The sequence below is a fragment of the Promicromonospora sp. NPDC060271 genome (assembly GCF_042726755.1).
Classification (GTDB): Bacteria; Actinomycetota; Actinomycetes; order Actinomycetales; family Cellulomonadaceae; genus Promicromonospora.
This window is the reverse complement of sequence record NZ_JBHXBG010000158.1, coordinates 1-12,308: the sequence shown is the minus strand read 5'-3', so window position 1 is coordinate 12,308 and position 12,308 is coordinate 1. Positions and strand designations below refer to the sequence as shown.

The window sequence follows — 12,308 nt, the reverse complement described above, 5'->3', positions numbered from 1 at the left end:
GCTCAGGTCATCCGGGTGACCTGAGCGTCTGACATGTTCTGGTGCCGTCGTCAGGACGCCACGGCAACCTGCCTCAGCTCGATGGCGAGCTGCTCGTCCACCCGTCCACGCAGGTGGGTACCCGCGGCGACGTGCTCGGTCAGGTCGATGTCACCATGCTCGTGCACGCGGTGCACCAGGTCGCCCCGCTCGTACGGGACCACGAGGTCGATCTCGATACCCGGCCGCGGCAGCTCGGCCGCGATCCGGGCCCGCAGCTCGGCGATGCCCTCCCCCGAGTGCGCGGAGACGACGGCGGTGTGCCGCTCGCGCCGCTGGATCCGGCCGACAACCGTCGGGTCGGCGACGTCGGCCTTGTTCAGCACGACGATCTCGTGCACCTTGTCGAACGCCGGGATCTCGGACAGCACCTCGCGCACCGCCGCGATCTGCCCCTCCGGGTCCGGGTGGGACGCGTCGACCACGTGCAGCAGGATGTCGGCGTCGCCGACCTCCTCCAGCGTGGACCGGAACGCCTCGACGAGCTGGGTCGGCAGCCGCCGCACGAACCCGACGGTGTCCGTGAAGGTGTAGATGCGGCCGTCCTCGGTCCTGGTGCGCCGCACGGTCGGGTCCAGGGTCGCGAACAGCGCGTTCTCGACGAGCACTCCCGCGCCCGTGAGCGCGTTGAGCAGCGAGGACTTGCCGGCGTTCGTGTAGCCGGCGATGGCGACCGCGGGGATCGCGTTGCGCTTGCGGCTCAGCCGCTTGGTCTCGCGGGCCGGCTTCATCGCGGCGATCTCGCGCCGCAGCTTGGCCATCCGGTCACGGATGCGCCGCCGGTCCAGCTCGATCTTGGTCTCACCGGGACCGCGCGAACCCATGCCGGCTCCCGCGCCACCCACCTGGCCACCGGCCTGGCGGGACATCGACTCGCCCCAGCCGCGCAGGCGCGGCAGCAGGTACTCGAGCTGGGCGAGCTCGACCTGGGCCTTGCCCTCACGGGACTTCGCGTGCTGCGCGAAGATGTCGAGGATCAGTGCGGTCCGGTCGATGACCTTGACCTTCACCACGTCCTCCAGCGCGCGGCGCTGGGACGGGGCGAGCTCGCTGTCGACGATCACGGTGTCGGCGCCGGTCGCCAGGACCACCTGGGCCAGCTCCAGGGCCTTGCCGGACCCCAGGTACGTGCCGGGGTCAGGCTTCTGCCGGCGCTGCAGCATGCCGTCCAGCACCTGTGAACCGGCCGTCTCGGCGAGCGCGGCGAGCTCGCGCAGCGAGATCTCCGCGTCACGGGCCGCGTGCTCGCCGCCCGAGTACAGGCCGACGAGCACCACCTTCTCCAGACGAAGCTGGCGGTACTCGACCTCGGTGACGTCCTCCAGCTCGGTCGACAGGCCGGCCACGCGGCGCAGCGCCGTGCGCTCCTCGAGCTCGAGCTGGTCACCGTCGGCCGCGGTGTGCACGGTCGTTCCGTCGGCACGTGCGGTCCCCGCCCGAGCGAGAACCCGTGCCACGACATCGTTCGCGATCGCCTGGGCATCAGGCTGGACCTCGCGGAGTTCGGGCGTCTCCTCTGCGGGGAGCTCGGGCTCTGTCGGGGTGTGGGTCATGTATTACCTAACTCTCGATTGTTCTTCCGTCTGTACAACAAGGATCCCACGGCCGAAAGTCCCGCGGCCATGTCTTTCCGTCAGAAGTCCAGCCGCATCACCCGGCGCCGCTTGGTCGGCCGGCTGACCTCCACCAGGCCCGCCGCCGCGAACGGGCCCGGCGTCCCGACGTTGACCTCGCCCCATGAGATCTGCTGCCCCGCGTCGGGCACGATCGGGTAACCCTCGACGGCCTGGGCGCCGCGCCCCCTGGCGTGCTCGACGGCGGCAGCGGCCAGCTCGTACATCAGGCCGTGCTTGCGGTAGCCGGCGCGGACGGCGAAGCACGTGACCGCCCACACACCGTCGTCGTCCTTGTCCTCGTGCCGGCCCGCCCACGGGACCTGGCTGCCGCGGTACCGGACGAACTCCGTGCGGGGCGCCACTGCCACCCAGCCCGCCGGCTCGCCGTCGTCGTACGCGACCAGGGCGCCCGTCGTCCGCGCGTCCGGGCCTGCGTCGAGCTGTTCGCGCAGGTGGTGGCCGCGCTCCTCGACCGAGAGGTACCACCAGGCCCGGTCACCGAGCCGGATGCGCTGACACTGGCAGTGGTGCGCCCCGCCGCGCAGCCCGAACACGGTCTGCACGTCGTCCCACCGGTCCGGGGTGGCCGGCACGATCTCCATGCCGGAAGGCTGGCACCGGTCACGTCGGGCGGCAAGCGCCTACGATGACGCGGTGTCCACCGACCACTACTTCACCGCGCAGCCCGCCTCGGACGACGAGCGCCGTACCCGGACCATCCACCTCGCCGGTCGCGAGCTGGAGGTCGAGGTGGCGCCAGGGGTCTTCTCGCCCGGCGGGGTCGACAAGGGCACGGCGGTGCTGCTGGGCGAGGTTCCGGCGCCCCCGCCGTCGGGCAACCTGCTCGACCTGGGGTGCGGCTGGGGACCCATCACGATCTCCCTGGCCCTTGCGGCGCCGCACGCCACCGTGTGGGCCGTCGACGTCAACGAGCGGGCCCTCGACCTGGTGCGGCGCAACGCCGAGCGGCTGGGGCTGACGAACGTGCGCGCGGCCCTGCCCGACGACGTGCCGGAGGACGTCACGTTCGACGTCTGCTGGTCCAACCCGCCGATCCGCGTGGGCAAGCAGGCGCTGCACGACCTGCTGACGCGATGGCTGCCCCGGCTCGCGGACGGCGCCGAGGCATGGCTGGTGGTGCAGAAGAACCTGGGCTCCGACTCGCTCGCCCGCTGGATCACCGACTCCCTCGGCCTGCCGGTCGAGCGGGCGGCGTCGTCCAAGGGGTTCCGCGTCCTGCGGGTCGCGGGCTGACCTGTCGGACCTTCGCGCATCTGTCAGACGCAGAGGTCACCGGAGTGACCTGTGCGTCTGACACGTGCGGGCGTGTCTGACAACTACCGGGCGACGTGGCCCGAGTAGACCAGCTCCGCGGGCCCGGCGAGCTCGACGTTGCCGCTCGGCAGGACGCGGACCCGCACCTCGCCGCCCGGCACCTCGACGATCCACGTGTCGGGAGCGCCGTCGCCGGACGACCCGGCCTGCCAGGTGCGCACCGCGAGCGCCGCCGCGCACGCGCCGGTGCCGCACGACGGCGTCTCGCCGACCCCGCGCTCGTGCACGCGCATGCGGAGGCGTCCGACGACGCCGTCCGGCCCTGCCTCCTCGCCGAGCGGCACCACGAGCTCGACGTTGGTGCCGTGCGGGGGCAGGGGGGCGACCTCGGGGGCGTGGAAGAGTTCGAGCGAGTCGAGCTCGTCGAGGCTCGCGAGGGCGACGACGGTGTGCGGGTTGCCGAGGTCGACGCTCAGGGCGGGCCGGGGTGCGGTCCAGCCGCGGACCGCGACCGCCGCGTCGTACCCCTCGACCGCTGCGGACTCGCCGCCGGGCAGGAACCAGGGGCCCATGTCGACGGCGTACCAGCCGCCGGGCTCCTTGGTGACACGCTTGACGCCCGCGCGGGTGCCGAGGCTGAGGGGGCCGGTCGACAGGTCGGCGAGCCCCTCCTGCTCGGCGAACGCCGCGAAGACGCGCACGCCGTTGCCGCACATCTCCGCGACGGAGCCGTCGGCGTTGCGGTAGTCCATGAACCACTCGGCGGTGGGGTCCTGCGCCAGTACCTCCTGGGCGGCCTCCTCACCGGCTCGGGCGAGCACGGCGGTCGGGGCGAGCCGGATGACGCCGTCGCCGCCAATGCCGGCGCGGCGGTCGGCGAGCCTGCGGACGTCGGCAGGCCCGAGGTCGAGCGTGCCCTCGGGGTCCGCGATCAGCACGAAGTCGTTCTGCGTGCCGTGGCCCTTGGTGAAGGCGAGGGTGCCGGGTGTCGGGGCCAGGGGCTCGGGGCTGGTCGCGGGCTGCGTCATGACCCCAGGCTACGGCGCACCGGCTCCGTACCGGCAACCGGCAGGGTCCCGGCGTCGGCGTCGGCCACGATCTGCAGGGCGTCGTCCAGGAGGTGCGGCGAGGCGGCGTCGAGCCAGCGCACGCGCGGGTCGCGCCCGAACCAGCCCATCTGCTTGCGGGCCAGCCGGCGGGTGTTCGCAGTGATCGCCTCCCTGGCCTCCGCCTCGGTGAGCTCGCCACGCCACCAGGCGAGCACCTCCGCGTAGCCGACCGCGCGGGCGGCGGTCACGCCGAGTCCCGATCCGGTGCCGCCCTGCGCGGGGCTCGCCAGGGCGCGCACCTCGTCCACCAGACCGGTCTGCCACATGCGGTCCACGCGCGACGCGACCCGCGCGTCGAGCACCTCGCGGGAGCAGTCGAGCCCGATCTGGACGGCGGGCCGCACGTACTCCTGCCGGGGCAGGTTGGCGGTGTACGGGCGGCCGGTGATCTCGATGACCTCCAGCGCGCGCACGATCCGGCGGGTGTTGTGCGGGTCGATGCTCCGGGCAGCCTGTGGGTCGAGGCCCGCGAGCTCGGCGTGCAGGGCGCGGCGGCCCTCGGCCTCGGCGCGTGCCTCGAGCCGCGCCCGGACCTCGGGGTCGGTGCCCGGGAACTCCATCGCGTCGAGCAGGGCTCGTACGTACAGCCCGGAGCCGCCGACGACGACGGCGCGCGCTCCCCGCCCGGCGATCGCGTCCAGGTCGGCGCGTCCCGACTCCTGGTAGCGCGCGACGGAGGCGTCCTCAGCGGGGTCCAGCACGTCGAGCTGGTGGTGCGCGATACCGCGCCGCTCGGCCGGCGGTACCTTGGCCGTCCCGACGTCCATGCCGCGGTAGAGCTGGAAGGCGTCGGCGTTGACGATCTCGGCGGCGCCCAGCGCCTGGGCCAGGTCCAGCGCGAGGTCCGACTTTCCGGTGGCGGTGGGACCGACGACGGCGACGACTATCACGCCGCAACCTTACGGGCCGATGCCGACGCCGCCCGTCACAGCGGCCCTCGGAGCAGCCTCACGCCGGCCCTCACGCGAGGGTGGTCACGCGATAGGCCGGCGGCAGGTGGTCGTGCGACTGCTCGAACACCTGGACCTCGGCGTGCCAGCCGTCGGCCCCGGCCGCACCCAGCGCCGCCCGGATCCCGTCGGTGAGTGCGCCAGGACCGGCGTCCGACCCGCCGGGCGCTCCCCCGCCCGCGACGACCAGACCGGTCGCGCCACGCAGGAGGGCGACCGCGCCGTCGTCGAGCGACGAGCCGTCGGCCGGCACCTCCAGCGTCTCGACGTCGGCGGCACGGTCGCCCAGCACGTCGGCGAGCGCCAGCAGCGCGACGGACGCACCGGTACCCGCGGGGGCGCGGTCCGCCCAGGACGCGCCAGCCAGGGACCCGGCAGCCGAAGGACCAGGCAGCCAGCGGTCGCCGATCCCGGCTCCCGTGAGCGACGGGCGCATCCGCCCGTGCCGGAGCGCTGGTCCGTCGGCGAGGACGAGCGGCACCCGACCGCCCGCGACGAGCTCCGCGAGGGCTGCCCGGACCGCGTCGCGTACCGCCAGGAGGGGGTCCGCCCGCAGGCCCGGGGCGAGCCCCGGGACGAGCAACGGGGTCGCAGGCAGGATCACGGCACGCACGATCCACGAAACTACACGGCCCGGCCCGATCCGGCCCCGCACAAGAGCATCCGGACGATTCCACCCCATTTCCTCCGTGTCCGACGCAGCGAGAGAAGGCGTCTGGCGGGTACTGTGGGCAGGTGAGGTTCTTCGGGTCACGACGCCGTAACACGGCGGGCGACGGCGACCGTGCGGCCACCGGCCCGCAGCAGCCCGAGCCCAGGGAACTCGACGACGACGAGCTCCGCGCCCAGGTCGAAGGGGTGCTGCTCCGGGAGCTGACGGGCGGTCTCGACGATCCCTCCTCGATCCCTGAGCCCTTGACGCGCGACCGCGTGGTCGAGTGGCTGGGTGACAACGGGTTCAGCTACTTCGTGGACTCGGAGGGCGACGTCGGCGGGCTGTGGCACGGCTGGCTGTTCTACTTCCTGATGGTCGGCGAGAGCTCCGAGGTGCTGCAGGTGCGCGGGCAGTGGCACCGGGACCTGACCATCGAGCGGCTCGAGGAGATCCTCGAGCTCTGCAACGAGTGGAACGCCGAGCGCATCTGGCCCAAGACGTACGTCCGCGTCCGGGACAACGGTGCGGTGCTCGTCTACACCGAGGTCACCGTCGACCTGGAGCACGGCGTGACCGAGGACCAGCTCGACCAGCTCCTGCAGTGCGGGCTGACCACCGGCTCCATGTTCTTCGAACATCTCGACGAGACGTTCCCCGATCCGCTGAGGTCCGCACCATGAGCCCGCCCATGGGTGGGAGCGGACGCGGCGCCGGCCGCTGGCTCGCACGGCTGCTGAACCCGCGTCCGCCTGTGGCGCGGCGGTCCTCCGGCGCGCAGGTCCGGACCATCACCAACACGCAGGTCGAGAAGCCCCGGCCGCTGAGCACGCAGCGGGTCGGTGACGACCTCGCGCGGCGCGGTTACCGGTTCCGTATCGACGACGACGGCGACGTCACGGGCACCTGGGACGGCAACCGGTTCTGGTTCCTGCTGCTCGGTGAGCACGACGAGATCCTGCAGGTGCGCGGCCGCTGGGCGGGCACGCTGCCCGCGGGGGCGCGCCTCGCCGTGCTGCAGGCCGCCAACGACTGGAACCGCGAGCGCATCTGGCCGAAGGTCTACACGCGCGAGGAGTCGTCCGGGCTCGCCCTGTACGCCGAGGTGTCGGTGGACTTCGAGCACGGCGCGACCGAGGACCAGCTCGCCCAGACCGTGTCGTGCGGCCTGGTCACGGCCAGCCAGTTCTTCTCGACGGTGGCCTCGCTGGCCCCGCCGCCGGAGGATCCGCAGTCGGACAGGCCGCCGTCGGACGAGGGCTAGCGCCCGATGGTCCTGCGCCTGCGTCAGCGGCGCAGGACGGTCGGGACCCGCGTCAGCGGCGCAGGACCGGCAGGCCCAGCGAGACCGGGCCGGACGGCGCGGACGCGCCGTGCGAGTGCTCGTCCGCTCCCCCGCCGAGCCGCGCCTTCTCCCGCGCCGCCCAGGCGTCGCCCGAGCGGGTACGCCGCACCGGCAGACCGTCGGTGAGCGGCGAGTCCGCCAGCAGGTGGTGCGGGGCTGCCTTCGTCACGGTCACCGTCACCATGTCGCCGGGCCGCGGCAGCCCCTCGGGCACGACGTCCGCGAGGCGCGGGTCGTCCAGGCTCACCGGTGCCTGCGTGAGGTCGGTGTCGGCGAGGTAGGCGCCCGGCCTGGCGAGCGCGTCGTGCTGCGGCAGGGCGAAGTGCACCAGGCGGTTGTCCTCGGCGCGGCCCGACAGGCGGTGCCGCTCGCCGCTCTTGCGGCCGGAGTCCTCGGCGACGAGCACCTCGAGCGTGCGACCGACCTGCTTCGCGGCCTCCTCGGCGCCGACGCGCTCCTGCAGGGCGAGCAGCCGCTCGAACCGCTCCTGCACGACCTCCTTGGGGAGCTGGCCGTCCATGGTCGCGGCCGGCGTCCCAGGTCGCGGCGAGTACTGGAAGCTGAACGCCGAGCTGAACCGCGAGGCCTCGACGACGCGCAGCGTCTCGGCGAAGTCCTCCTCGGTCTCGCCAGGGAAGCCCACGATGATGTCGGTGGTGATTGAGGCCTCGGGCAGCACGGCACGGACACGGTCGAGGATGCCGAGGAACTTCTCCGAGCGGTAGGAGCGGCGCATCGCGCGCAGGATCCGGTCCGAGCCGGACTGCAACGGCATGTGGAGCTGCGGCATCACGTTCGGTGTCTCGGCCATGGCGGCGATGACGTCGTCGGTGAACGCGGCGGGGTGCGGGGACGTGAACCGGACCCGCTCCAGGCCCTCGATCCGCCCGCAGGCGCGCAGGAGCTTGGCGAACGCACCACGGTCGCCGAACTCGACGCCGTAGCTGTTCACGTTCTGGCCCAGCAGCGTCACCTCGATGGCGCCCGCCGCGACGAGGGCCTCGACCTCGGCCAGGATCTCGCCCGGGCGGCGGTCGCGCTCCTTGCCGCGCAGGTGCGGCACGATGCAGAACGTGCACGTGTTGTTGCAGCCTACCGAGATGCTGACCCAGCCGGCGTAGACCGACTCACGCTTGGTGGGCAGCGTGGACGGGAAGACCTGCAGGGACTCCGCGATCTCGACCTGCGCCGCCTCGTTGTGCCGCGCGCGCTCCAGCAGCACGGGCAGGGCGTCGAGGTTGTGGGTACCGAAGACGACGTCGACCCACGGCGCCTTCGCGACGATGTCCCCGCGGTCCTTCTGCGCCAGGCACCCGCCGACGGCGATCTGCATGCCCGGGCGGGCGGCCTTGATGCCCGCGAGCTGGCCGAGGTTCCCGTACAGCTTGTTGGCGGCGTTCTCACGCACCGCGCACGTGTTGATGACCACGACGTCGGCGAGGTTCGCGGCCTCGTCCTGGCTGGAGGCCCGGGTGTAGCCGGCTTCCTCGAGCATCCCGGCCATGTGCTCCGAGTCGTGCACGTTCATCTGGCAGCCCAGCGTGCGCACCATGTAGGTGCGGGGAGGCTGCTCCGGAGTCTCGCCGTGAGCGGCTGGATCGGCCCAGCGGTCGGTCGCGGCGGCGTCGGGCAGGGCTGGGGTGAGGGCGGTCGTGGACATCGGAGTCGATTTTACGACCCCTGCGGGGTCGCGCCGAACATGAAGATCTTGGTCCATTGCGGGCATCTGTTACCGAAACGTTGTGCCCTGATGACCCGTCGACTTGGTCCTTGAAACATCGGATCGTTAGGTTCAAGGGATGGACCAGAGCACCCCGACCACCGGCCAACCGGCGGCCGACGAGACCGTGGACGCTCCGACGTCGGACCGCGTCCTCGGGGCGCCCCTCGTAGAGCTGAAGCACGTCAACAAGCACTTCGGTGCGCTGCACGTCTTGCAGGACATCGACCTCACCGTCCGCAGGGGCGAGGTGCTGGTCGTAATCGGCCCGTCCGGGTCCGGCAAGTCGACGCTGTGCCGAGCGATCAACCGCCTCGAGACCATCGACGACGGCGACATCTCCGTCGACGGCATGAAGCTGCCCGAGGAGGGCAAGGCCCTCGCACGGCTGCGGGCCGAGGTCGGCATGGTCTTCCAGTCGTTCAACCTCTTCGCGCACAAGACCGTGCTCGACAACGTGACCCTCGGACCCCGCAAGGTGCGCGGCCTGTCGAAGAAGGACGCCGAGGCCGAGGCCATGGCCCTGCTGGAGCGCGTAGGCGTTGGCAGCCAGGCGCGCAAGATGCCCGCACAGCTCTCCGGCGGGCAGCAGCAGCGCGTGGCCATCGCCCGGGCCCTGGCGATGAAGCCGAAGGTCATGCTGTTCGACGAGCCCACTTCCGCGCTCGACCCCGAGATGGTCAACGAGGTCCTCGACGTCATGGTGTCGCTCGCCCAGGAGGGCATGACCATGATCGTCGTCACGCACGAGATGGGCTTCGCCCGCAAGGCGGCGCACCGCGTGGTCTTCATGGCGGACGGCCAGATCGTCGAGGAGGCTCCCCCGGAGGAGTTCTTCACGGCGCCCAAGAGCGAGCGGGCCCGCGACTTCCTCTCCAAGATCCTGACCCACTGACGTACCCACTGACTTACCCACCTGAACTTATTGACTGATCCCAGCCACGGGTTCCGTACCGGATCCCGCACTTACCGAAGGGGAATCATGCGCAAGCACACCATGGGGCTGCTGGCAATGGCGGCGGCGACCACTCTTACTCTCTCCGCCTGTGCCGGTGCCGAGGTCGGCGGCGAGCCGGAAGGCGAGGAGTCCGCAGGCGGCGGCGACACCATCCGCATCGGCATCAAGTACGACCAGCCGGGCCTGGGTCTGCAGGACGGCGACACGTTCACGGGCTTCGACACCGACGTCGCCCGCTACGTCGCGAATGAGCTCGGCTACTCCGAGGACCAGATCGAGTGGGTCGAGACCATCTCGGCCAACCGCGAGACGGCACTGCAGAACGACGAGGTGGACATGATCTTCGCCACCTACTCGATCAACGACGAGCGCAAGGAGCTCATCGACTTCGCCGGCCCCTACTTCGTCGCCGGGCAGGACCTGCTGGTCGCCGCCGACAACACGGACATCACCGGCCCGGAGGACCTCGAGGGCAAGAACCTCTGCTCGGTCACCGGATCGACCTCGGCGGAGAACATCAAGAACGACCACGCCGAGGGTGTGCAGCTCGTGGAGCGCCCGGGCTACGCCGACTGTGCCACCGCCCTCGCCTCCGGCGCCGTCGACGCCGTCACCACTGACGACATCATCCTCGCCGGCCTGGCCGCGACCGAGCAGAACGCCGGCAAGTTCAAGGTGGTCGGCGCTCCCTTCTCCGAGGAGCGCTACGGCGTCGGCCTGCCCGACGGCAGCACGGACACCTGCGAGAAGGTCAACGCCGCGATCACGAAGATGATCGAGGACGGCACCTGGGAAGAGCTGGTCGCCGCCAACACCGAGGGCGCCGACTACACCGCGAACGCGGACCTCAACCCGCCGGAGCCGGACGCCTGCGCCTGATCCGCTGACCGCCCTCTGATCACCGTGCCCGACGCCGGACCGGCTGCCTCTCCAGGCGACCCGATCTGGCGTCGGGCACGTCCGGCGTCGTCGGCCGCTGCCGCGACGCCCTGACCACCCCTCCTGAAAGGTGACCGTGGACGACATCCTCGCCGGGTTCGCCGAGCTCTTCGACCGGTACGACGTCCTGGGCGCGTTCCTGGTCAACATCCAGCTCACGCTCTGGGCCGCAATCCTGTCCCTGCTCCTCGGCACGGTGCTCGCGCTGATGCGCATCTCACCGATCGCATCGCTCCAGTGGGTCGGCGCCGCCTACGTGACCGTCTTCCGGAACACGCCGCTGACGATCATCCTCACGTTCATGTACCTGGTGGTGTTCTCGCAGCTCGGGATGACGCTGTCGGACGACCTCGCGACCACGTTCTTCTGGTTCGCGGTGATCGGTCTGTCGGTCTATCACGCGGCGTTCGTCTGCGAGGCCATCCGGTCCGGTGTGAACACCGTGCCGGTCGGGCAGGCCGAGGCCGCGCGTGCCATCGGGCTCTCGTTCCTGCCTGCGGCAGGCCTGGTGATCTTCCCGCAGGCGTTCCGCGGGGCCATCGCACCGCTCGGCAACACCCTGATCGCGCTGCTGAAGAACTCGACCGTCGCCGCAGCGGCCTCGGTCGCCACCGAGACGTCGTCGTTGATGAGGACCATGATCGAGTTCCGCCCCGACCTCATGGTCGCGATCTTCCTGACCTTCGCCATCGGCTACGTGATCCTGGTGATCCCGATCGGCGTCGGCACCACCTGGCTGTCCAGCCGGCTGGCGGTGAAGCGATGAGCGCGTCCGTCCTCTTCGATGCCCCCGGCCCTCGCGGCCGGGCCGTGTCCGCAGTCGGCAACATCGTCGCCGCGCTGGCGGTCCTCGCCGGGCTGGGCTGGTTGGTCTCGGTCCTGGCCGCCAAGGGCCAGTTCGAGCCGACGCTCTGGCAGAACGCGGTCTCCGCCGAGGCCTGGCAGTTCTACTATCTGCCGGGCCTGCAGAACACGCTGCGCTCAGCGCTGTTCGCCACGGTGGGCGCCGTCGTGTTCGGCATCGTCTTCGGCGTCGGCCGCCTGTCGCACAACCGTGCGGTGAGGTGGGTCTCCGGAGTCGTCGTGGAGTTCTTCCGCGCGGTGCCCGTGCTGCTGATGATGATCTTCTTCTACATGTTCTTCTCGGCACAGGCGCAGTGGATCGTCGACCGGCCGTTCGCCGCGGTGGTGGTCGCCCTCGTCCTGTACAACGGCTCTGTCATCGCGGAGCTGGTCCGGGCCGGAGTCGGGAACCTTCCCAAGGGACAGGGTGAAGCTGGTCTGGCGATCGGCCTGACTCCCGGGCAGACGCTCCGCACGGTCCAGCTTCCGCAGGCTCTGGTCGCCATGCTCCCTGCTATGGTGTCGCAGCTCGTGGTCGTGCTCAAGGACTCGGCGCTCGGTCAGTTCATCCTGTACTCCGAGCTGCTCCGGTCCGCCCAGATCCTCTCGTCCAAGGAGCAGAACCCGCTGCAGGCGCTCGTCGTCGTGGCGATCGTGTTCATCGTGATCAACTGGCTGCTCACCGTCGTGGCGCACCGGCTCGCGAGGCTGCTGTCCAGCCGGACGGCGGGGGCAACGGTCGAGGGCACCGGAATCGGCAACCCGACGGCCGCTGCCGGGTTCGTCGGCGGTGGCGCCGGCCCAGGGGCTGGTGCGGCCACCTGACGCGCGAGCGCCGAGGCTGATGCCGAAGCCGGGGCTG

The 12,308-nt window shown here is 71.4% G+C and carries 13 protein-coding genes; 7 read left to right on the top strand and 6 right to left on the bottom strand.

The window, feature by feature from the left end; genetic code table 11:
* Positions 1–50 precede the first annotated feature (50 nt).
* Together hflX and ACFWE2_RS20345 are read right to left on the bottom strand one after the other, a co-directional pair.
* Entirely contained in the window at positions 51–1,592 is a 1,542-nt protein-coding gene (hflX, locus tag ACFWE2_RS20350; protein ID WP_377226029.1) for a GTPase HflX, read from the bottom strand.
* Positions 1,593–1,672: 80 nt separating this feature from the next.
* Positions 1,673–2,257, bottom strand: a complete 585-nt coding sequence (locus ACFWE2_RS20345; RefSeq protein ID WP_377226028.1) for a GNAT family N-acetyltransferase — start codon at positions 2,255–2,257, stop codon at positions 1,673–1,675.
* 52 nt (positions 2,258–2,309) lie between these two features.
* Between ACFWE2_RS20345 and ACFWE2_RS20340 the strand changes: the two genes are divergently transcribed.
* Entirely contained in the window at positions 2,310–2,909 is a 600-nt protein-coding gene (locus tag ACFWE2_RS20340; RefSeq protein ID WP_377226027.1) for a class I SAM-dependent methyltransferase, read from the top strand.
* An 83-nt stretch (positions 2,910–2,992) separates the two neighbouring features.
* On the opposite strand, the gene dapF is transcribed toward ACFWE2_RS20340, so the two are convergent.
* From dapF to ACFWE2_RS20325, 3 genes are all read right to left on the bottom strand, one after another.
* Positions 2,993–3,958 carry a diaminopimelate epimerase gene (dapF, locus tag ACFWE2_RS20335; protein ID WP_377226026.1) on the bottom strand — a complete coding sequence of 322 codons (966 nt, stop codon included), beginning with the start codon at positions 3,956–3,958 and terminating at the stop codon, positions 2,993–2,995.
* The gene (gene miaA / locus ACFWE2_RS20330; RefSeq protein ID WP_377226025.1) at positions 3,955–4,929 is read right to left on the bottom strand and encodes a tRNA (adenosine(37)-N6)-dimethylallyltransferase MiaA; all 975 of its coding nucleotides are present in this window, start codon (positions 4,927–4,929) and stop codon (positions 3,955–3,957) included. Before miaA ends, dapF begins: the two co-directional genes overlap by 4 nt.
* 70 nt (positions 4,930–4,999) lie before the next feature.
* Positions 5,000–5,593: a hypothetical protein gene (locus tag ACFWE2_RS20325; protein WP_377226024.1), complete on the bottom strand. Its 594-nt coding sequence runs from the start codon at positions 5,591–5,593 to the stop codon at positions 5,000–5,002.
* 131 nt (positions 5,594–5,724) lie between these two features.
* Here ACFWE2_RS20325 and ACFWE2_RS20320 point away from each other — a divergent pair, with 131 nt between their 5' ends.
* Together ACFWE2_RS20320 and ACFWE2_RS20315 are read left to right on the top strand one after the other, a co-directional pair.
* Positions 5,725–6,324 carry a YbjN domain-containing protein gene (locus ACFWE2_RS20320; RefSeq protein ID WP_377226023.1) on the top strand — a complete coding sequence of 200 codons (600 nt, stop codon included), beginning with the start codon at positions 5,725–5,727 and terminating at the stop codon, positions 6,322–6,324.
* Positions 6,321–6,905 (top strand): YbjN domain-containing protein, encoded by a 585-nt coding sequence (locus ACFWE2_RS20315; RefSeq protein ID WP_377226022.1) that lies wholly within the window; start codon positions 6,321–6,323, stop codon positions 6,903–6,905. Before ACFWE2_RS20320 ends, ACFWE2_RS20315 begins: the two co-directional genes overlap by 4 nt.
* A gap of 52 nt (positions 6,906–6,957) precedes the next feature.
* Here ACFWE2_RS20315 and miaB read toward each other — a convergent pair whose 3' ends face one another.
* Positions 6,958–8,646 (bottom strand): tRNA (N6-isopentenyl adenosine(37)-C2)-methylthiotransferase MiaB, encoded by a 1,689-nt coding sequence (miaB, locus tag ACFWE2_RS20310; RefSeq protein WP_377226021.1) that lies wholly within the window; start codon positions 8,644–8,646, stop codon positions 6,958–6,960.
* Positions 8,647–8,785: 139 nt separating this feature from the next.
* Between miaB and ACFWE2_RS20305 the strand changes: the two genes are divergently transcribed.
* The 4 genes from ACFWE2_RS20305 to ACFWE2_RS20290 all read left to right on the top strand — a co-directional run bounded on the left by ACFWE2_RS20305 (position 8,786) and on the right by ACFWE2_RS20290 (position 12,271).
* Complete coding sequence (locus ACFWE2_RS20305; protein WP_377226020.1) at positions 8,786–9,601, top strand: amino acid ABC transporter ATP-binding protein; 816 nt, start codon at positions 8,786–8,788, stop codon at positions 9,599–9,601.
* An 87-nt stretch (positions 9,602–9,688) separates the two neighbouring features.
* The gene (locus ACFWE2_RS20300) at positions 9,689–10,543 is read left to right on the top strand and encodes a glutamate ABC transporter substrate-binding protein (RefSeq protein ID WP_377226019.1); all 855 of its coding nucleotides are present in this window, start codon (positions 9,689–9,691) and stop codon (positions 10,541–10,543) included.
* 136 nt (positions 10,544–10,679) lie between these two features.
* Complete coding sequence (locus ACFWE2_RS20295; RefSeq protein WP_377226018.1) at positions 10,680–11,369, top strand: amino acid ABC transporter permease; 690 nt, start codon at positions 10,680–10,682, stop codon at positions 11,367–11,369.
* On the top strand, positions 11,366–12,271 hold the full coding sequence (locus tag ACFWE2_RS20290; RefSeq protein WP_377226017.1) for an amino acid ABC transporter permease: 906 nt from the start codon (positions 11,366–11,368) through the stop codon (positions 12,269–12,271). The genes ACFWE2_RS20295 and ACFWE2_RS20290 overlap by 4 nt, the downstream gene beginning before the upstream one ends.
* The last annotated feature ends 37 nt before the right edge of the window (positions 12,272–12,308 follow it).